This window comes from Corynebacterium sp. FDAARGOS 1242, from assembly GCF_016889985.1.
Taxonomy (GTDB): Bacteria; Actinomycetota; Actinomycetes; order Mycobacteriales; family Mycobacteriaceae; genus Corynebacterium; species Corynebacterium minutissimum_B.
Genome location: NZ_CP069568.1, coordinates 2053648 through 2072608, shown reverse-complemented (window position 1 = coordinate 2072608; position 18961 = coordinate 2053648). Strand labels below are relative to the sequence as shown.

19 protein-coding genes are annotated in these 18961 nt (G+C 60.3%); 13 read left to right on the top strand and 6 right to left on the bottom strand.

Annotated elements, in window-relative coordinates:
- Positions 1–2 precede the first annotated feature (2 nt).
- From I6J72_RS09945 to I6J72_RS09935, 3 genes are all read right to left on the bottom strand, one after another.
- Complete coding sequence (locus I6J72_RS09945) at positions 3–1736, bottom strand: long-chain-fatty-acid--CoA ligase (RefSeq protein WP_204099066.1); 1734 nt, start codon at positions 1734–1736, stop codon at positions 3–5.
- Between the two features lie 145 nt (positions 1737–1881).
- Complete coding sequence (locus tag I6J72_RS09940) at positions 1882–2511, bottom strand: endonuclease domain-containing protein (RefSeq protein WP_204099065.1); 630 nt, start codon at positions 2509–2511, stop codon at positions 1882–1884.
- 453 nt (positions 2512–2964) lie between these two features.
- On the bottom strand, positions 2965–4677 hold the full coding sequence (locus tag I6J72_RS09935) for a long-chain-fatty-acid--CoA ligase (protein ID WP_204099064.1): 1713 nt from the start codon (positions 4675–4677) through the stop codon (positions 2965–2967).
- Positions 4678–4753: 76 nt separating this feature from the next.
- On the opposite strand from I6J72_RS09935, the gene mshA reads away from it, so the two are divergent.
- The 4 genes from mshA to I6J72_RS09915 all read left to right on the top strand — a co-directional run bounded on the left by mshA (position 4754) and on the right by I6J72_RS09915 (position 8843).
- On the top strand, positions 4754–6019 hold the full coding sequence (gene mshA, locus I6J72_RS09930) for a D-inositol-3-phosphate glycosyltransferase (protein WP_204099063.1): 1266 nt from the start codon (positions 4754–4756) through the stop codon (positions 6017–6019).
- A gap of 43 nt (positions 6020–6062) precedes the next feature.
- Positions 6063–6812 (top strand): phosphoglyceromutase, encoded by a 750-nt coding sequence (locus I6J72_RS09925; protein WP_204099062.1) that lies wholly within the window; start codon positions 6063–6065, stop codon positions 6810–6812.
- Positions 6813–6888: 76 nt separating this feature from the next.
- Positions 6889–8148: a cell wall metabolism sensor histidine kinase WalK gene (locus I6J72_RS09920; RefSeq protein ID WP_204099061.1), complete on the top strand. Its 1260-nt coding sequence runs from the start codon at positions 6889–6891 to the stop codon at positions 8146–8148.
- Positions 8145–8843 (top strand): response regulator transcription factor, encoded by a 699-nt coding sequence (locus tag I6J72_RS09915; protein WP_039673479.1) that lies wholly within the window; start codon positions 8145–8147, stop codon positions 8841–8843. Before I6J72_RS09920 ends, I6J72_RS09915 begins: the two co-directional genes overlap by 4 nt.
- On the opposite strand, the gene I6J72_RS09910 is transcribed toward I6J72_RS09915, so the two are convergent.
- Entirely contained in the window at positions 8840–9721 is an 882-nt protein-coding gene (locus tag I6J72_RS09910; RefSeq protein ID WP_204099060.1) for a hypothetical protein, read from the bottom strand. The genes I6J72_RS09915 and I6J72_RS09910 overlap by 4 nt on opposite strands.
- A gap of 33 nt (positions 9722–9754) precedes the next feature.
- On the opposite strand from I6J72_RS09910, the gene I6J72_RS09905 reads away from it, so the two are divergent.
- The 5 genes from I6J72_RS09905 to I6J72_RS09885 all read left to right on the top strand — a co-directional run bounded on the left by I6J72_RS09905 (position 9755) and on the right by I6J72_RS09885 (position 12995).
- Positions 9755–10684: a Ppx/GppA phosphatase family protein gene (locus I6J72_RS09905; RefSeq protein ID WP_115021094.1), complete on the top strand. Its 930-nt coding sequence runs from the start codon at positions 9755–9757 to the stop codon at positions 10682–10684.
- A gap of 9 nt (positions 10685–10693) precedes the next feature.
- Complete coding sequence (locus tag I6J72_RS09900; protein WP_204099059.1) at positions 10694–11440, top strand: hypothetical protein; 747 nt, start codon at positions 10694–10696, stop codon at positions 11438–11440.
- 32 nt (positions 11441–11472) lie between these two features.
- Entirely contained in the window at positions 11473–12264 is a 792-nt protein-coding gene (gene proC, locus I6J72_RS09895; protein ID WP_204099058.1) for a pyrroline-5-carboxylate reductase, read from the top strand.
- 200 nt (positions 12265–12464) lie between these two features.
- Entirely contained in the window at positions 12465–12653 is a 189-nt protein-coding gene (locus tag I6J72_RS09890; RefSeq protein WP_010189818.1) for a helix-turn-helix domain-containing protein, read from the top strand.
- 240 nt (positions 12654–12893) lie between these two features.
- Complete coding sequence (locus I6J72_RS09885; RefSeq protein ID WP_003855542.1) at positions 12894–12995, top strand: 30S ribosomal protein bS22; 102 nt, start codon at positions 12894–12896, stop codon at positions 12993–12995.
- 159 nt (positions 12996–13154) lie between these two features.
- Here the strand turns inward: I6J72_RS09885 and I6J72_RS09880 are convergent, their stop codons facing one another.
- Positions 13155–14366 carry an HNH endonuclease signature motif containing protein gene (locus tag I6J72_RS09880; protein ID WP_204099057.1) on the bottom strand — a complete coding sequence of 404 codons (1212 nt, stop codon included), beginning with the start codon at positions 14364–14366 and terminating at the stop codon, positions 13155–13157.
- 243 nt (positions 14367–14609) lie between these two features.
- On the opposite strand from I6J72_RS09880, the gene I6J72_RS09875 reads away from it, so the two are divergent.
- Positions 14610–15188 carry an LURP-one-related/scramblase family protein gene (locus I6J72_RS09875; RefSeq protein WP_204099056.1) on the top strand — a complete coding sequence of 193 codons (579 nt, stop codon included), beginning with the start codon at positions 14610–14612 and terminating at the stop codon, positions 15186–15188.
- On the opposite strand, the gene I6J72_RS09870 is transcribed toward I6J72_RS09875, so the two are convergent.
- Positions 15185–16204, bottom strand: a complete 1020-nt coding sequence (locus tag I6J72_RS09870; protein ID WP_204100498.1) for an HAD-IB family hydrolase — start codon at positions 16202–16204, stop codon at positions 15185–15187. The two genes, I6J72_RS09875 and I6J72_RS09870, sit on opposite strands and share 4 nt — an antisense overlap.
- A 109-nt stretch (positions 16205–16313) precedes the next feature.
- Here I6J72_RS09870 and I6J72_RS09865 point away from each other — a divergent pair, with 109 nt between their 5' ends.
- The 3 genes from I6J72_RS09865 to hemC all read left to right on the top strand — a co-directional run bounded on the left by I6J72_RS09865 (position 16314) and on the right by hemC (position 18916).
- Positions 16314–16553, top strand: a complete 240-nt coding sequence (locus tag I6J72_RS09865; RefSeq protein ID WP_204099055.1) for a glutaredoxin family protein — start codon at positions 16314–16316, stop codon at positions 16551–16553.
- Between the two features lie 101 nt (positions 16554–16654).
- Positions 16655–18028, top strand: coding sequence for a glutamyl-tRNA reductase (locus tag I6J72_RS09860; RefSeq protein ID WP_204099054.1), 1374 nt, complete (start codon positions 16655–16657; stop codon positions 18026–18028).
- The gene (hemC, locus tag I6J72_RS09855; protein ID WP_204099053.1) at positions 18029–18916 is read left to right on the top strand and encodes a hydroxymethylbilane synthase; all 888 of its coding nucleotides are present in this window, start codon (positions 18029–18031) and stop codon (positions 18914–18916) included.
- The last annotated feature ends 45 nt before the right edge of the window (positions 18917–18961 follow it).

Sequence of the window (18961 nt, the reverse complement as noted above, 5' to 3'; positions counted from 1 at the left end):
GCCTATGCGTGCTCTTTGATGAGCTCCAAGAGTTCCTTCTGTACCTCGCGGCGGCGGACCTTGCCCAGCTGGTCCGACGCGAGGTGCTCGAAGTGGTAGAACCTGCGCGGAACCTTGTAGCGGGTAAGGCGCTCACGGCAGTAGTCCTTGAGGCCTTCGGGGTCGAGCACGGCGCCGTCGTTAAGCACAATGCATCCCACGACGTCCTCAGAACCATCGTCACGGGGTAAGCCCACGACAGCCACGTTGGTCACGTCTGGGTGCTGGCGAATGACGTCTTCGACCTCCGCCGGGTAGATGTTGAAGCCGCCGGTAATGATCATCTCCTTGATGCGGGAGACAATCTTGATGAAGCCATCTGACTCCATAATTGCCATGTCACCCGTGCGGTACCAGCCATTGTGGAAGGCGTTCTCGGTGGCCTCCGGCATATTGAAATAACCCTTGAATACCTGGGGGCCGCGCACGAGGAGCTCGCCCGCGGTGCCGTCCGGCTGGGTCTCGTCGAGGTTATCTGGGTTTCCAATGCGTACCTCGGTATCCGGGAAAGGAATACCGATATACCCTGGGCGGCGGTTCTTGTTGAGCGGGTTAACCGTAACGATGGGGGAGGTCTCCGTCAGGCCGTAGCCTTCCACCAGAAGTCCACCGGTAAGGGCCTCCCATTCCTCAACGATTTCCGGCGGCAAGGCGGCCGCGCCGGAAAGACTGTTTTCAATGCCGTGCAGGTCAATGCCTTGTTCCTTGGCTGCCTCCATGACCTTGGCGTAGATAGTGGGCACGCCCGGCATCCAGGTGGGGCGGCGCTTTTTCATGATGTCCAGCAGGAGTGGAATCTTGGGAGCCGGCGTCAGGACGAGCTCGCCACCGATGTGCACGCCGAGCGCCGCGATTAGGGTGAGGCCGTACACGTGGAAGAGGGGTAGGGCTGCGAGCATTCGTTCGGCTTTATCTCCCAGTTCCGGAACCCAGGACTCCGCCATCTTCATGTTGCAGTACAGGTTGGAGTGGGTCAGCTCCGCGCCCTTCGGGGTTCCTGTGGTGCCGGAGGTGTAGAGGATGAGTGCGGTGTCGTTGTGGTCGACCTTCGCGTCTTTCAGCTTGTGACCGTGTCCGCCGATGGCACGGCCAGTGAGAACGCTCCATGGCACGGTGTTGGGTGCTGGGACGGAGAGTTCTTCGCGCTTGTCTTTAATGAAGGGGATGGGCAAGCGTAGAAGGGCTTGCTTGCGGCGCGGCATCGCTTCAATCATGTTGACCGTGACGATGGTCTCCAGTGGGGTAGAGTCGCGCAGTTTTTCGAACGTTGGGCTTGCCTTGTCCCAGACCACCGCCACGCGCGCGGCGTGGTCGTTGAAGAGTGGCTCCAGCTCCGGAGCGGTGTAGAGCGGGTTGTGCTCCACGACGGTCGCTCCCAGCTTCAGGATGGCGTAGAACACCGCCACGTGCTGAGGGCAATTGGGAAGGGCGACTGCTACGCGGTCACCGGGGCGGATTCCGAAGGCCTTTAATCCTGCGGCGGCGGCGCGCACGTGGGTATCGAGCTCGCGGTACGTCATCTGGCTGCCGAAGAACCAGGTGGCTGGCCTATCACCGTAGGCCTCGACGGTTTCTTGGTAGGAGTCCAAGAGGGTCTTGTCGCCGTAGTCCAAGTGGGGTTTGGTCCACTCGGGGTAGTACTGCAGCCATGCCTTGGTCTCGTAGGCAGAGGGCGCTTTCGCAGGGGCTTCGGTCATGAGCGAGAACTCCTTAGGTGGTCAAATATGTTATGTGTGGAACAGTATAACTAATTTGTGACCGTCGTCTCGCAAAACTTTGCAAAGTTGCTACCCGTAACGAAAGGAGCTGCGTGGGGACCCACCGACACGGATGAATAGTCGCTTAAGCTGTGGGTCCTTCGTGCCCGTCGGGAGGGGTGGTAGAAAGTGGTGCCCAGTGCTCGTAGCCGGGTTGCTCCCAGGGTTTTAACGGGGGCGGTTGTGCTCCTTTGTGCCAGTAGCCAACCCATGAGTAATAGCGTTTATCAAAGTCGGGCTCGGCAGCGTGAGTGATCTGGTCGATGACATAGTTGAGATGATGGGCCACACAGTGACCGGTGTAGCGCAAGGTGTACCAGCCTGTGAGGACGGCCTCGTTGTTCTTCCAGTGATCCCGAATCCATTCCTGACCTGCCGAGTGGTATTCAAAGCTGTTGATTTCCACCGCGACCTTCAGGTCAGGCAGCACGATATCCCAGTAGTAGCGGCCAATGCGGACGTTGCACTCCACGTTTAATCCGCGTGTTGTGAGTTCGCGGGCCACCATTATTTCGGCACCGGAGTCCGTGAACAGTGCCGCGGAGCTGAGGATCTTTTGGGTCCGGGTAGGTATCTGTTTGAGTGCGGCTCGATGGGCCTCGAGGCGGCTTCGTCCCTTCTTGGAGGAATAAATGTGCTCGAAAACCTTCTTCGCCAGTTCAACGTCGACCGTACTCAGAGCCACCAAGGGGTTGAGCACCCGGTACGTTGACACGCTGAGTGTGCTGTCAATAGTGGTACGCGTGAAGGAATAGAAGCTGGACGGTGGCAAGGCACCCAACCCAGCGAGATGAAGAGGGAAGGTCAAGGGCTCATTTAAAAGGAGCTGAGCGGCAGTGAGTCCCGATGCGAACAGCCAGGGAAATTCTGCGTGTAGCCCACTCAGGAGCCCGAGGGGAGTAGGTTGTCCCCACACATAGAGGCCTCGGCCTAATCGGGTAATTTCATTGCGTTTGAGTAGAGCTGCGATGGCGGACTTGGTCTGCCCGCGCACGACACGTTGGTTCATACTTATTCCCCCCAGAATGCGTGAACCTTAATGTAACACCGATGAGCCCTAGGTGCGCGACAACCGTCCTAACTCTAAAAAGTTTGGAAGATTCGAGCCTTTTCGGCGCGACTTTTCAGAGTTAGGGCGGTCTGAAGAGTGCAGGGCGGTTGAAACCAGTTACTTCTCAGCCTTGAGGCGCTTGAGCAGATCCTCCTGCACCTCGCGGCGGCGAATCTTGCCCAGCTGGTCCGTGGCGAGCTGCTCGAAGTGGTAGAAGGTGCGCGGAACCTTGTAGCGCGTCAGACGCTCACGGCAGTAATCCTTCAGGCCTTCCGGATCCATGGCGGCGCCGTCGGCCAAAATGACACAAGCCACGACGTCTTCCGAGCCATCCGAGCGCGGGCGACCCACGACCGCGGCCTCGTCGACGTCTGGGTGAGAAGTCAGAACCTCCTCAACCTCACCCGGGTAGACGTTGAAGCCGCCGGTAATGATGATCTCCTTGATGCGGCTGACCAAACGAATGAAGCCGTCTTCTTCCATGACACCCATATCGCCGGTGCGGAACCAGTCACCGTGGAAAGCATTCTGGGTGGCTTCCTCATCGTTGAAGTAGCGCTTGAATACCTGCGGGCCGCGGGCCAGGACCTCGCCTTCTTCGCCATCCGGCATGGTCTCATCGAGGTTGTCCGGGTTGGCGATGCGAATCTCGGTATCCGGGAAGGGGATGCCCACGTAGCCGGGGCGGCGGTCGGAGCTCATGGGGTTACCCACGATGATGGGCGAGCACTCAGTGAGGCCATAGCCCTCAACCAGCATGCCGCCGGTGTACCTCTCCCACTTCTCCACGGTGTTGACCGGCAGGGTAGATGCGCCGGAGAACGCTGCGCGGACGCCATCGAGGGACACACCGTCTTCCTCTGCCTTGGCCACGATGCGCTCGTAGAGAGTCGGCACGCCCGGAATCCAGGTGGGGGTGTGCTTCTTCATGAGATCCATGATGAGCGGCATCTGCGGGCTGGGCAGGAGAACCAATTCGCTAGCGATGAGCGGCGCCAAGGTGGCGTTCATAGTGAGGCCATAGGCATGGAAGAACGGCAGGGCAGCCAACATGCGCTCCGGGGAATCGCCCAGGCCAGGTACCCAGTGCTTACCCATGAGCAGGTTGGAGAAAAGGCTGCCGTGTGTAAGCTCCGCGCCCTTAGGTTTACCCGTCGTACCTGAGGTGTAGAGGATAATGGCGGTGGTGTCCTTGGTGACTTCCTCCGGCGAGAGGACATCGGAACCATCGCCGCCGATGGCATTGCCCACGAGGGACTCCCACGGCACCGTATTAGGTGCAGGAGCGGTGAGCTGATCGCGCTTGGACTTCAGCGGTGGAATCGGCAGGCGCAGAGCCAGGCGCTGCGGAGTGGGCATGGCGTTCACCATGTTGATGGACACGACAGTTTCCAGGTTCGTCGTGGCGCGCAGCTTTTCCAAGGTGGAGGCCGTCTTATCCCACGCGATGGCGATACGTGCGCCGTGGTTCTGGAACAGGCCCTCGAGCTCGTGGGCGGTGTACAGCGGGTTGTGGAGAACAGCGATAGCGCCCAACTTCAGCACGGCCCAGAAAGAAGCGATGAACTGGGGGCAGTTCGGAGCCACGATGGCGACGCGGTCGCCCGGGCGAACGCCGAAGGCACGAAGGCCAGCAGCTGCGCGGCGCACCTGCTTGTCCAGCTCCGCGTAGGTTTGTGTGCGGCCGAAGAAGTAGGTTGCGGACTTGTCGGGGTGCAGGGCGAGGTTGTTGTCGTAGACGTCGAGAAGCGTGGTGTCCCCGTATTCCAAGCTGTGCGGGGTCCATTCTGGATAGTGCTGGAGCCACGCCTTGGACTCGAATGCCGACATCTCTACACCTTTCGGTCACGTCTCTGAAGATGGGAGCCAGTATAACGTGGCTCCTTTCCGGATACACTGGGTGACTATGCGCATCGCGATGATCTCCATGCATACTTCACCCCTTGAGCAGCCCGGTTCCGGTGATGCTGGAGGCATGAATGTGTACGTGCTCAATACCGCCCGCCAGCTCGCGCGCCTAGGCGTCACCGTGGATATTTTTACTCGCGCCACGCGCCCGAGTCAGGGGGAAGTGGTGGACGTCGAGGAGCGCCTGCGCGTCATCAATATCGTTGCTGGCCCGTACGAGGGACTAAGTAAAGAGGAGCTGCCTACGCAGCTCGCGGCGTTTACCGGCGGCATTTTTAACTTCGCGCGCTGCTTCAACGTGGATTATGACGTTATCCATTCCCACTATTGGCTGTCTGGGCAGGTGGGTTGGCTGCTGCGAGACCTGTGGGACGTACCGTTGGTGCATACCGCACACACCTTGGCCGCGGTCAAGAACGTGCACCGCACACTAGATGACACCCCGGAGACCGAAGCACGCCGCATCTGTGAGCAGCAGCTGGTGGACAACGCCGACATCCTCGTGGTTAACACGGCGCAGGAGACTCGCGACTTGGTGGAGCACTACGATGCGTCACCAGAAAACATCGTCGTCGTATCACCCGGTGCAGACACGGAGCTCTTCACCCCGGGCACTGACCGCATGACGGAGCGCGCTCGCCGCCAGCTGGGTATTCCGCTGCACACGAAGGTCGTGGCTTTCGTCGGCCGCCTGCAGAAGTTTAAGGGGCCAGAGGTTCTCATTCGTGCCACAGCGGAGCTGATGGAGCGCGATCCGGATCGCCGCCTGCGCGTGGTCATCTGTGGCGGTGCCTCCGGTGCGAATTCCTCCCCAGACACCTATCACAACCTGGCCCGTGAACTGGGCGTGGAACGCGTTGTGCGCTTCCTCAACCCGCGCCCGTCGCAGGAGCTAGTGGCTATTTATCAGGCGGCGGATATAGTGGCGGTGCCGAGCTATAACGAGTCGTTCGGCCTCGTGGCCATGGAGGCGCAAGCATCGGGCACGCCCGTTGTCGCCGCGGCCGTCGGCGGTCTGCCCATTGCCGTGGCGGACGGGGATACGGGCTTGCTCGTGCATTCCCATGATGCGGAGGACTGGGCGGACGCCTTGGAGCAGTTGCTTGACGACGATCCCCGCCGCATCGCCATGGGTGAAGCCGCCGTCGATCACGCCCAACAGTTCAGTTGGGCGGCCGCCGCCACGCAGCTTGAAAACATTTATGCCGACGCCATGAGTATCGAGATTCCGGACTGTCATGCGCGCCGGGCAATCGGATATTAAAACCACCTGACACGCTGCCGAAAAACGTGGCATGCTGGTGTTTATGACTAACGGAAAGCTGATTCTTCTTCGACACGGACAGTCCGAATGGAACGAGTCCAACCAATTTACCGGTTGGGTAGACGTCAACCTCACCGCCAAAGGTGAAGGTGAGGCCAAGCGCGGCGGCGAGCTGCTCAAGGAGCAGGGCATACTGCCGAACGTCGTGTACACCTCCCTCCTGCGTCGTGCTATCCGCACCGCCAACATTGCCCTCAACGCGGCCGACCGCCACTGGATCCCCGTCGTGCGTGACTGGCGCCTCAACGAGCGTCACTACGGCGCTCTGCAGGGCCTCAACAAGGCTGAGACCAAGGACAAGTACGGCGAGGAGCAGTTCATGGCATGGCGCCGCTCCTACGGCACCCCGCCGCCGGAGCTCGAAGATGGCGCTGAGTACTCCCAGGCTGGAGACCCACGCTACGCCAACCTGGATCAGGTTCCGCGTACCGAGTGCCTGAAGGACGTCGTTGAGCGCTTCGTTCCTTACTTCGAGGAGGAGATCCTCCCGCGCGCCAAGAAGGGCGAGACCGTTCTCATTGCTGCACACGGTAACTCCCTGCGTGCGCTGGTCAAGCACCTGGATCAGATCTCCGATGAGGAGATTGCTGGTCTCAACATTCCGACGGGCATCCCGCTGGTCTACGAAATCACCGAGGACGGCTCCGTGGTGAACCCGGGCGGTACCTACCTCGACCCAGAGGCAGCCGCTGCTGGCGCCGCCGCCGTTGCTGCACAGGGTGCCAAGAAGTAACTCCGCCTTCGCGTACTGCGCACAATCCCCAGGGAGTCTATACTCCGTGGGGATTTCTTTTGAGGTGTGAATCATCGTGGAACTTGTCTTCGCTTTCCTAGCCGGAGTGGCGGCCTGTGGCCTTGCCATACCGGTTCTTAGGCGTATCCGCGAAAGACTGGAGCGCCGCCGCGCCCGCGACGCTGACTCCAACCAAGTCACCAGCGTGAGCCAAGTCCTCCACCTGGCGGTGGGCGGATCGCCGTCCGGTATGACGGTGCTCTCGCGCTCCAAAGAGGTCATCTTTTCCAACCCGGCGGCGCACGAGATGTCGATGGTCCACGATCGCGCCGTGAACCCGGATATTTGGTCCGTGGCGCAGGAGGTCTTCGAGGACAAGGAGACCCGCACTCTGGATTTGTCCATCCCCAAGCGCCGCACCGGCAACCGCGTCACCCAGGTGCGTGCGGTGGTCAAACCGCTGACGCTTAACGACGACCGCTTCATCATCGTCTACGGCACCGACGAGTCCGAATCTGTCCGCATGGAATCCGCTCGCCGCGACTTTGTGGCAAACGTGTCCCATGAGCTCAAGACGCCCGTCGGCGGCATTGCGCTGCTGGCCGAGGCCCTCCTGCAAGACACCGGGGACCCCGAACACGTCGAGTACTTCGGCAGCAAGGTCCAGAAGGAAGCCGCTCGAATGGCGGATATGGTCAACGAGCTTATCTCTTTGTCCAAGCTGCAGGGTGCAGAAGCCCTTCCGGAGATGGAACCGGTTGACCTCGATGAGATCGTCGACGAGGCCATGATGCGCAACCAGCTGGCTGCCGACGCCCACAATAATCAGCTCACCCGCGGCGAATCCGTCGGCGTGCGGGTGATGGGCGATAAATCCCTGCTGGTTACCGCTATTTCGAACCTTATTTCCAACGCTATCCATTACTCGCCAGATGAGATGCCGGTGTCGGTTACCCAAAAGGTGGTCAGTGGAAACGTAGTTCTCGTCCGTGTCACCGACCGTGGCATCGGTATTGCCCCGGAAGACCAAGAGCGCGTATTTGAGCGCTTCTTCCGCGTGGATAAGGCCCGCTCCCGCCAGACCGGTGGAACCGGACTGGGCCTGGCCATTGTCAAGCACGTCGTGGCCAACCATGGCGGCAATATCAAGCTGTGGTCTCGGCCGGGAACTGGGTCGACGTTCACAATCGAGCTCCCTATCTACACCGAAGAAAAGCCAGCGGATACTCTAGATAATAAGGATAATAGAGAAGACGGGGCCGTCAGCTCCGCCGCTCCTGGCCTGCAGCGTGCAGTCGCGCGCGTAGCCGCTCGTCGAAAGGATAAATCGCAATGACCACCATCCTCATCGTCGAAGATGAAGAGTCGCTTGCAGATCCCCTTGCATTCCTCCTTCGCAAAGAAGGTTTCGATGTTCTCTTAGCCCCCGACGGGCCCAGCGCCTTGGAACAGTTTGCGGCCAACACCGTAGACATCGTCTTGCTGGATCTGATGCTGCCGGGCATGTCTGGCACGGACGTCTGCAAGCAACTGCGCGCTACCTCCTCTGTGCCGGTCATTATGGTCACCGCGCGTGACTCGGAAATCGACAAGGTGGTTGGCCTCGAGCTCGGCGCCGACGATTACGTGACCAAGCCGTATTCCTCCCGCGAACTCATTGCCCGCATCCGCGCGGTGCTGCGCCGTGGCCACGAGGTGTCCTCGGAAGGTGGCGAGGAGGAGCCGCACAACCAGATTCTGGAAGGCGGCCGCGTGCGCATGGATGTGGAACGCCACACCGTGCTCGTTGCCGGCCAACCGGTCTCAATGCCGCTCAAAGAGTTCGATCTCCTCGAGTACCTCCTGCGCAACGCCGGCCGCGTGCTTACCCGCGGCCAGCTCATTGACCGCATTTGGGGCGCAGATTACGTCGGTGACACCAAGACGCTCGACGTTCACGTTAAGCGCCTCCGCTCCAAGATTGAGTCGGAACCGTCTCACCCGAAGCACCTCGTCACCGTGCGCGGCTTGGGCTACAAGTTCGAGGCCTAAGCGCGGGGATCCGCCGGGTGGCGCGGAAACTCCACTCCGGAGCGTGCCCGCGCTTCGCAGTGCCGGGCTAGAATCTCATAGCAGTCTTCGCCTAACAGTGCGATGAGCTCGGTCTTTTGAGACTTCCACAGCGGCTCCTTTGCCGTGTGGCAGGCTGGAGCAGCTGAGCACCACCAATCAAAATCTTCGCCACCATTGCCCCAACCACGGCGGTCATACTCGCCAATGGTGGTGCGCAGAATCTCTTCGCCATCAGGACGCTCCTCGTAATCCTCGTGGCGGCGAATGGGCACCTGCCAGCAGACCTCTGGCTTGACCACGGTGAGCTCCTCACCAGCGTCGAGTGCCCACTGATGGATGGCGCAGCCAGGGCCCGTGGCCCACCCGTCGCGGTTGGCGAAGATGCAGGCGCCGTCGACAAGCGGCGTCTTCAACGCCGGCTCCGGCTCACCGTCATCACCGTCGAGCTCATCCCATTCCAACCACGGCTCTAGTTCCTCGGGCTGACCATTCTGGAGATACTCGTCGACGCCCTCGGGGCGGTGCTGCCAGTAGCGTGCGGGCATGCGCGCCACGGCGTCGGCAAGCTGGTCGCGGTCGATGTCATCGGCCATGTAGGCGCCATGTACACAGCAACCAACGTCGCGCTGTTGCTTATCGATGCCGTGGCATCGTTCGGTTCCAAACTGGCATTCATAATGCGACTCGAGCCACGTGAGGTCTATCGAGTAGACGTGTAAAGGGTCCTCGGGATCGGTGAACTCAAACCACTCTCGTGGGAAGTCAGGGGCCTTTTCGCGGCCCGAAAGGATGGACTTGGCAGCGGGGGAAGAGGTGGGAAATCCCAGGTAAACCTCATTTGATTTCGGGCGATTCACACCTACCCACGGTAGACCTACTACTGTGGGGGTGTGCGATTAGGTGTATTAGACGTCGGAAGTAATACCGTCCACCTCGTTGCGGTCGATGCCGCAACCGGTGGCCGGCCCACCCCGATGAGCGACTGGAAGACGCCCCTGCGTCTCGTGGAGCAGCTCGACAAAAAGGGCAACATCCACGAGAAGGGCTTGAAAAAGCTTATCTCTGCGGTGGGTGAAGCCAAGGAGCTGGGTGACAAGCTGGGATGCGATGAGCTCATGGCTTTTGCCACCTCTGCGGTGCGTTCAGCTACGAACTCGGCCGAGGTTCTCGATGAAGTGGAAAAGAACACCGGCGTCCGCCTAGAAATCCTGTCTGGTGAAGAAGAAGCCCGCCTGACCTTCTTGGCCGTGCGCCGCTGGTATGGCTGGTCCGCGGGTCGCATCACCAACCTCGACATCGGCGGCGGCTCCCTCGAGCTGTCCACTGGTACCGACGAGCACCCAGAGCTCGCTTTCTCTCTCGACCTCGGCGCTGGCCGTCTGACTCACAATTGGTTCGACACCGATCCGCCGGAAAAATCCAAGGTGAATCTCCTCCGTGACTATATTGATGCGGAATTGGTTGGCGTTGCCGATCAGATGCGCGCCCTGGGCCCCTCCGGCTTGGGTGTCGGAACCTCAAAAACCTTCCGTACGCTGGCCCGACTCACCGGTGCCGCACCGTCTTCGGCGGGTCCGTATGTGAAGCGCACCCTCACCGCACCGGGTCTGCGTCAGCTCATTTCTTTCATTTCTCGCATGACTGCAGCTGACAGGGCAGACCTTGAGGGTGTAAGTTCTACCCGATCGCACCAAATCGTCGCGGGTGCTCTTGTGGCCGAGGCGAGTATGCGTGCCCTGGGAATCGAGAAGCTAGAGATCTGCCCCTGGGCTCTCCGTGAAGGTGTCATTTTGCGCCGTACCGATAAGGGACTGGAATAGGAAAGAAACGTGGCTGACGAGAAACAGTTGACAGTTGCGGAGCTGCTGGCCCGTAACCAGAAGGATCGCTCCGGTGGAGAGAAGAGCTCGCGCCGCCGTCGCCGCAGCCTTGAGGAAGGCGGCATCTCCGTCGCGGAGCTGACCGGCAACCTCGAGAAGGTGAAGGCAACCCCGGCCGAAGCGAAGCACTCCAACGTCTCTATCGATGAGACTGCGCCTGTTATCCCCGCTCCGCAGAAGGACGCCGAGAAGACTGACTCCACGCCGCAGGCAGACGCCGTACGCGTGGAGCGGCCGGACCAGGTCGATTCTGAGCCCCAGCGCTCCCAGCCCTCCAACGAGGACACCCACGTCATTCAGCGCGTCAAGGACACGCCTGAGAAGAAGTCTGAGGACAAGGTCGAAGAAAAGGTTGAAGACGAAACCACGACCACGGGCGAACTCGAAGCCGTCGACCACGACGTCGAAGAATACGACGAGTATGACGAAGACTACGAGGAAGAGAAGCTCAACCCCTTCGCCGTCGTCCTGCTCGCCCTCGTGGGCATCGTGCTGGGCGCCATCGTATTCAAGGGCTTCGAAATCCTCTGGGACCGCTTTGACCGACTCGTCGTCGTAGTGCTCGGCGTTGTTGTCACCGGCGTCATCGTCGGTATCGTTCACGCTCTGCGTACCAGCCGCGATGGCTTGTCCATGTTCCTCGCGGCCTTGGCGGGCCTCGTGCTTACCTTCGGCCCGCTTCTCGTTGTGATGTAGCCGTGACCCAGGGTTTCTGGCACCCTGGGATCATGACTAAAATTGCAGTACTTGGTGGAGGACAAATCGGCGAAGCCCTAGTTTCCGGGCTGGTGAGCGCAGGCTACGACGCTGCGGACATCGTGGTGACCAACCGCCGTTCAGAGCGCGGCGAGGAACTGCACGGCACCTATGGAGTGACCGTCACCAGTGATAACGCGCAAGCCATCGAAGGTGCCGAGTACATCTTCGCGTGCGTGAAACCCTATGCCATCGTCGAGTTGCTCGACGGTCTCGATATTTCCCAGGACGCCGTCGTGGTGTCCATGGCTGCGGGTTTGACCCTCGACACTCTCGAGAAGGCCGCTGGCGACGGCGTGCCGGTCGTCCGCGTGATGCCCAACACCCCCATGCTCGTCGGCAAGGGCATGTGCACGTGTGCGGGCGGTCAGCATGTGACTGAGGAGCAGCTCGGTGGCGTCGTCAAGCTGCTCGAGGCCGTCGGTGAGGTTGCTGTCATCGAAGAGAAGCACATCGATGCGGCGACCGCCTTGGCTGGCTCCGCGCCTGCCTACTATTTCCTTGTCACAGAGGCGCTTATCGACGCCGGCGTACAGCTCGGCCTCACCCGTGACGTTGCCGAAAAGCTGGCTACCCGTACCGCCCAGGGCGCAGGCACCATGATGACGGAATCGGGCAAAGATCCCGTCGCTCTTCGCGCGGGGGTGACCTCTCCGGGGGGAACTACCGCGGCGGCCCTACGCGAGCTTGAGGAGTCCGGTATTCGGGGTGCTTTCTTCCGTGCGGCGGAGGCATGTGCCCAGCGTGCGCAGGAGCTAGCCTAGTTTTCTCCTTCCTCAATGGGAATGGTGTGACGATTGTTGTGCGGCGAGTTTCTGGGGAACAACGGTGCGAATGTGGAAAAAATTGGCACTTGGGTCGCATTAGTCACAGGTTTCACGCTAAGCTTGCAGGAGCGCGTGCGTGATAGTCCTGTGGGAGGGGAAGCCTACAGCGCGTCACGTGCTGAAGGGTTAAACAAACTATGACGAATGAAGATAAGGGAACTTTCCTGACCATCGCCGAAGTTGCGGAGATCATGCGTGTCTCCAAGATGACGGTGTACAGGTTGGTTCACGCAGGTGACATGCCGGCAGTGCGCGTGGGACGTTCGTTCCGCGTTCATGAATCCGCCGTCAAGGAATACCTTGAGGCATCCGTGTACGGAGCCTAGCGTTCATCTCTCTCTGACAGCGCCCACCTCTGTGGATTCCTACGGTCCACGGCGGTGGGCGCTGCCCTTAGTTTTGGTGCTGGGAACGGCGCTAGGTAAGATGGTGGGCATTCGTGTCGGCAACGGTACGCCTGTGTCTCCCCGTTGTGTGGGGCCGCATCGAGTGCACCGTGCGGTTTCATTCCAGGCGTTGTCGGCCGGTTTACGTACGTACTGATACCGAAAGTGAGGAAACCTGTTATGGGTTCTGTCATCAAGAAGCGCCGCAAGCGCATGTCCAAGAAGAAGCACCGCAAGATGCTGCGCCGCACCCGCGTTCAGCGTCGCAAGCTGGGCAAGTAAAACGTGGCTCGCAGCTCCCCGCATAATCCTTCGTGATTGTGGCGGGGAGTTTCTGCTGTCTGGGCTTCTCGTCGTCTCAGACGACGGAGGGGTCATAGTGTGGGGTCCTTTCTGTAGTGGCTGCCGGGTGGACGCCGTCGAGTCAGACGACGGCGAGGTTTAGAACGGGATGTCCTCTGGGGGAGTGCTGGGAGCCTGGGCTTGCGCCGCAGCCTTGGCGGCTGCCTCGGCGTCTAGTTCCTTCTTCAGTGCCTGGGCCTGCTCGTGGGCGCGCTGACGGATAGCAGTGATTTTCTGGGCTACGGTTTGGGCCCAGCGCTTAGTCTTGTTGGCCAGGGGACCGGTGGGCTCCGTCATGGCCCAGGTTCCATCCTCGAAGAGCCATACGATATCCCCGGTTATGGGGTCCATGATGTAATGTGCACGGCCATCGGTCTTCATGTTGTGATGGTGCTGGCACAGCGAGGCGAGATTACTCGGATGGGTCGGGCCGCCGTCGGCGTAGTTGACGCGGTGGTCCATCTGGCACAGGTGGGCCGGCCGATTGCAGCCAAGAGCGCGGCACGTGCCGTCGCGCCCCTCGACGTATTTTCGGATGAGCTCCGAGGCAACATAGCTATCCGAGGCTTCCGGTTCTGCAGACAGGTCACGAGTGCGGGTCGTAGGCATCTCTTGAGACGTCCAGCCATAGCCCTGCACGAGTGTCGGTGCGTTCTCAATGTCGGTGGCCTGATACGTGTGCAGGATGACCGTCGACGGTGGTGTGATGCTGCCGGCGATGAGCTTCTTTACAGCATCGGCTGTGGAAACCCCGTTCTCTTTCGCGGCTTCTTTGATGTATTTATCCAAGATGATGCCCGTGGCGCTATCCGTATTGAGCTCTAGGGTGGCGCGCTTACCATTGTCCGTCATGGTGTAGGAATCCTTCTTCCGTGTATCGCGGAAGGAAATCGTTTTATCGATGCTCTTGCAAATATCGCGCACTTTGCGGCCGATCTGCGGAGGTGTAGGAAAAGTCTGGTTGGGGGCGGTGGGGATGAAGTAGTTGGCCAAGGAGGCGTCGATAAGCGCGAGCGTCTCCTGGGGTACTTCCCCCAGCTTGGTCATGGTGAAATCGATGGCGATGAGGGCTCGCATATCGAGCAGGAAGAGCTCTTCCTGCATCGCTTTCACCTGGGGAAGGTCCTCTAGCCGGTGTACGGCAAGGCAACATTCGGTGATGGTGTGTGGGGCGAGCCCAAGCTTGGCGACGAGCCTCTGACACGCCACATCGAAATCTTCATCGAGCGGAGGCATGGCAGCCGCCCAAGAACGGTAGTCGGCGCGGCGCGCGGCGCTGCGCTCCATGGCGAGGGCGCATTCAGGGTTCATGTGGGAAAAGTAGGCGGTAGGAGTAGTGGTTGTCACGGTGAATCCCCCGGATTCTTGAGGCTATAGACTAAAAAGTGTAAGAACTAATGTTCTAACAGTAGGCTATATGACGCCTCGGACATCTATCTCTACCTGCACTAATACGCGTTTTAGAAGGTAATGTTGAGTATCTATTTCCGAACAGATGGGGAGTGTCATCCGTGAGCGCCCATGACCTTCCGCGTGTACGTATGATGGCGAACTATGTTGCCTCGAATTTTGACGCTCGACACCCTCGTTATCTCGCAGACGAAGTCTTTCCTGCAGGATCAATTTCTTATTGCGGATGAGCAAGGTGTGCCTGTTGGCACGATTGTGCAGTCCGGAAGCCTGAAGGACATGTTCTTCAATTCCTCCCGCAGCCTGGAGGTGGCCTTCACGGATGATCAGGGCAACCCGCAGCAGCCGCTCATGCTGATCAAGGATCCGCCGAACTTCGTGCGGGATACGTATGAGGTGTACCTGCCGGGCATCGAGAAGCCTATGGCGGTGGTGACCAAGCGTTTCGCCATGTTTAAAACGCGCCTGACCATGGAGATGGAAGGTTTCCCAGAGATTGAGATTACGGGTGATGTGTGGGATTGGAACATCACCATTAGTAGTCAGGGGCAGCCGCTGGCGCAGGTGACCAACGAGTGGGCTGGCGTAGGCAAGTTCCTTTCGGGGAAGAATACCTACCGTCTCAGCATCGCGGGAGGGCTAGACCCACAGCAGCATGCAGGTCTTATCGGTGCGGTGATGTGCATGGATATGCTGCGCACGAAGGCACAGCAGAGCAGCTAGCGGCGATGGGCAATGCGCCAGCCGCCATAGGAGAACAGCGCAGTGGCGAGTGCTGGGATTCCGTAGGTGCGCACGGCTTTGCGGACGGAACGGTAATCGCGGATGAGCCATCCTTTTTCTTCCGCAATATCGCGCAGCTTTGAATCGGGGTTGATAGCCACCGGCGTGCCCACCATGGAGAGCATGGGGACGTCGTTGGCGCTGTCGGAGTAAGCCGTACAGCGTTCCAAGTCGAGATTCTCCAGCGTGGCCAAGGCGGCTACCGCATGCATCTTGCCGGGACCGTGGAGGATATCGCCCACGAGGCGTCCGGTGAAGCGGCCGTCCTCGACTTCCGCCACCGTGCCCAGTGCACCCGTAAATCCAAAACGCTGCGCCAAGATTTGGGCGAGCTGCACTGGGGTCGCGGTGACGAGCCATACCTGTTGGCCGGCGTCGAGATGCATCTGTGCCAGTTGCTTTGTGCCGGGATAGGCCTTTTCAGCCATCGACTGGTCGACGATTTCCTCGCACAGCGCAACCATCTCCGCGACCGAGCGGCCCTTGACAAATTCGAGGGCCTGCACGCGCCCAGCTGCTACGTCCTCGGTGTTTTCAGAGCCGGATACCCGAAACTTCAGCTGCTTCCATGCGATAGGGAGGATTTCGGAGAGCGAAAAGTAGCGTCGCCGTGCCAGGCCCAAGGCAAAGGAGACCAATGAGGAGCCTTGTACCAGCGTATTGTCCACGTCGAAGAAGGCTGCGGCGCCAAGGTCCTGGGGGATGTCGGGGTCTGGCTGCGTGAGGGAGCGCGAGCCCGCAGACTCGAAGGAGCCTTGGACAGAATCCACGCCCGAGGAGAAGGAGTCTAGGTCGATGCCGAAGAGCTGTTCTACCGCCGCGGCTGCCGACGCCTCACCTGCCGCACGCTGGTGCTCTTCACCCAGCGGGGCAAAGGCCTGCTGCTCCAAGAAATTGCGGAGGTTACCCCTACTCGCGGTCCAGTTGGCAAGGAACTCGCGGGGGGAGTCGGGCATACCGGGTGGAAGGGGGAGGGGCACGCGTTCAGCTTTCAACGGGTGGGCAGGCTAACGTGTCCATAGTAAACCGCGAAAAGTTTTGAGTCTCACTAAGGAGCCCCTTTTTATGTCCCACACAGTTGAGCTCATGGTGCGTACCACGTGCGGGTCGTGTGAACGCGTGCGCGAACAGATCAGGCCTGTAGTTCAGCAGGCCGGATGCGAGCTTATCGTGCGTGTGGTGGATGAGGACCCCGAGCTGGCCATGGAATATGGTGATCGAGTGCCCGTCGTCGTCATCGACGACGAGGAGTTTGCCTGCTGGGAAGTGGATAACGAGGAGCTCGCGCAGGCGCTGGCGGATTAAACTCCAGATTTCTGGTGAGTTTCAGAAAAGAGCTTTAGGCTAGTAGTCTTTTGGTTGATTTATGTCATCCAAAGGGATGATGAAGAACTGGAGGGTAGTGCATGAGTGTGCTCGTCGTGGGCATGTCGCATCAGTCAGCGCCGGTAGCGCTGCTGGAAAAGCTGAGCATGGACGACGCCGTGCAGAATAGTGCCTGCCAGACCCTGGTTCAGGCGGATTCGCTCTCCGAGGCGATGATCATCTCCACATGTAACCGCATGGAGGTCTATACGGTTACTAATTCCTTCCATACGGGCGTCCAGGACGTCGTTCGCACTGTGGCTGAGGTGTCCGGGGTGGACGAGGAAGAACTACGTACTTACCTGTACGTTCGCTATGCCGATGCCGCCGCTGAGCACCTCATGACGGTGACCTCCGGGCTAGATTCGATGGTGGTAGGCGAGCAGCAGATTATCGGACAGGTTCGCGCCGCCTACCAATCCGCCACGGATCAGGGCACTGCAGGTCCACGAATCCATGCCTTGGCGCAGTCGGCACTGCGCACCGGCAAGCGCGTTCATTCTGAGACGGATATCGATGAGGCGGGTGCGTCCATGGTGTCCTTCGCTTTTGATCAGGCGTTGAGCCGCATGGGGCGGGAGCGGCTGGATGGTGCCCGTGTGCTCATCTTGGGGGCGGGCGCGATGGCGTCGCTTGCGGCCACCCATGCGGGTCGGCTTGGTGCGCAGCTGGTCATTGCCAACCGGACGCTCGCGCGTGCGCAGCGAGTCGCTCAGCATGCGCATGAGGCAGGTGTGTATGCGGATGTCATCGAGTTTGCCGACCGTGCTCAAGAACTCCGCAGCGTGGACATGGCCATTTCCGCCACCGGTGCGCAAGATTTCACCATTACGGCTGCCGACGTTGAGCGCTTCCACGTTGCCAACCGTGAACTGATGCTCGTGGACTTGTCCCTGCCGCGCGATATCGATGATGCGACGGCCGAGGTCGAAGGGGTTGACCTGGTCAATATTGAGCGCCTGAGCAAATCCCTCGACGCCGCTGATACCGATATCGCTGCTGGAACCAGCCCGCACGTCCAGGCGCGGTGCATCGTCACCGAGGAGCTGGAGGCCTATGCCTCCGCCCAACGCGTGCGCGATGTCGTACCGGCGGTGTCGGCACTACGCCAGCGAGCTGCCAACCTCGTGCAGTGCGAAATCGCACGTTTAGAGCAGAAGCACCCAGAGCTGGATGAGCTCCAGATGGGGGACGTGAACCGGGCGCTTAAGCGCGTGGCCGACAAACTCCTCCATGAGCCCACGGTCCGCGCGAAGCAGCTGGCCGCGAATTCCGGTACGGTCAGCCACGAAACCGCACTTCAGCAACTCTTCGGGTTGCACCTCGAAGGCAGCGGCGTGGCCGTGGATATGACGGAGCTACCGGATGCCACACAGATGAAAGCCGCGGAAAAGAACAAAGAAGAGGACGCATAAATGTTGAAGATCGGTACCCGAGGTTCACTGCTCGCCACCACGCAGGCGGGTCACGTGCGGGACTGGCTCAAGGAAGCCGGCTACGAAGCCGAACTGCACATTGTGACCACGCCGGGTGATGTCAACATGGCGCCCGTCGAGCGCATCGGAGTAGGTGTGTTTACGCAGGCCTTGCGCGAGGCCGTGGTCCGCGGCGAGTGCGAGATTGCCGTGCATTCTTTCAAGGATCTGCCCACGGCTGCCGACGACCGCTTTGACCTCGTCGTCCCGCAGCGCCAGGACACGCGCGAGGCGCTCATCGCCCGCGATGGCCTTAAACTCAAGGAGCTGCCGGAAGGTGCGCGCGTGGGAACCTCTGCTCCGCGCCGTATCAGCCAGCTCAGGGCGCTGCGCCCGGACCTAGACATTCGTCCGTTGCGCGGCAACATTGATACCCGCATGAGCAAGGTGACTAGCGGTGAGCTTGATGCCGTGCTCTTGGCCTACGCCGGTCTTGTGCGCGCAGGCTACGCCGAGCGTGCCACTGAGGTTTTCGATCCGGAGTTCTTCATGCCCGCCCCGGCGCAGGGAGCGCTCGCTATTGAGGCAGTGAAAGGTACTGAGGCAGCCACGGCTATTGCGCTGCTTGCCGACGTCCCCGCTACCGCCGCCACCCGTGCCGAGCGCACCGTGCTGTCCGAGCTGGAGGCTGGCTGCACCGCCCCAGTTGCGGCGACCTCCCATTGGGAAGGCGAAGAACTCGTCGTACGCGGTGGCGTCTTTGCCCTCGATGGCTCCCGCCAGCTCATTGCCCAGGCGCACGGCAAGGCTGAGGAGGCGCAGGTATTGGGTCGCGCGGTGTCTGAGGACCTCTTCGCGCAGGGAGCTGCGGAGCTGCTGAGTAACTAATTTTTGGTTTCGGACCTTTTCCTTTAGTGTGTATCTAGCACACAA

Excerpts from the sequence above, each read along its gene's own strand:
- I6J72_RS09870 (WP_204100498.1), bottom strand. The coding sequence starts at position 16,204 with ATGCCCGACTCCCCCCGCGAGTTCCTTGCCAACTGGACCGCGAGTAGG.
- I6J72_RS09875 (WP_204099056.1), top strand. The coding sequence starts at position 14,610 with ATGTTGCCTCGAATTTTGACGCTCGACACCCTCGTTATCTCGCAGACG.
- I6J72_RS09865 (WP_204099055.1), top strand. The coding sequence starts at position 16,314 with ATGTCCCACACAGTTGAGCTCATGGTGCGTACCACGTGCGGGTCGTGT.
- I6J72_RS09935 (WP_204099064.1), bottom strand. The coding sequence starts at position 4,677 with ATGTCGGCATTCGAGTCCAAGGCGTGGCTCCAGCACTATCCAGAATGG.
- mshA (WP_204099063.1), top strand. The coding sequence starts at position 4,754 with ATGCGCATCGCGATGATCTCCATGCATACTTCACCCCTTGAGCAGCCC.
- I6J72_RS09885 (WP_003855542.1), top strand. The coding sequence starts at position 12,894 with ATGGGTTCTGTCATCAAGAAGCGCCGCAAGCGCATGTCCAAGAAGAAG.
- I6J72_RS09890 (WP_010189818.1), top strand. The coding sequence starts at position 12,465 with ATGACGAATGAAGATAAGGGAACTTTCCTGACCATCGCCGAAGTTGCG.
- I6J72_RS09880 (WP_204099057.1), bottom strand. The coding sequence starts at position 14,366 with ATGAACCCTGAATGCGCCCTCGCCATGGAGCGCAGCGCCGCGCGCCGC.
- I6J72_RS09860 (WP_204099054.1), top strand. The coding sequence starts at position 16,655 with ATGAGTGTGCTCGTCGTGGGCATGTCGCATCAGTCAGCGCCGGTAGCG.
- I6J72_RS09925 (WP_204099062.1), top strand. The coding sequence starts at position 6,063 with ATGACTAACGGAAAGCTGATTCTTCTTCGACACGGACAGTCCGAATGG.
- hemC (WP_204099053.1), top strand. The coding sequence starts at position 18,029 with ATGTTGAAGATCGGTACCCGAGGTTCACTGCTCGCCACCACGCAGGCG.
- proC (WP_204099058.1), top strand. The coding sequence starts at position 11,473 with ATGACTAAAATTGCAGTACTTGGTGGAGGACAAATCGGCGAAGCCCTA.
- I6J72_RS09915 (WP_039673479.1), top strand. The coding sequence starts at position 8,145 with ATGACCACCATCCTCATCGTCGAAGATGAAGAGTCGCTTGCAGATCCC.
- I6J72_RS09945 (WP_204099066.1), bottom strand. The coding sequence starts at position 1,736 with ATGACCGAAGCCCCTGCGAAAGCGCCCTCTGCCTACGAGACCAAGGCA.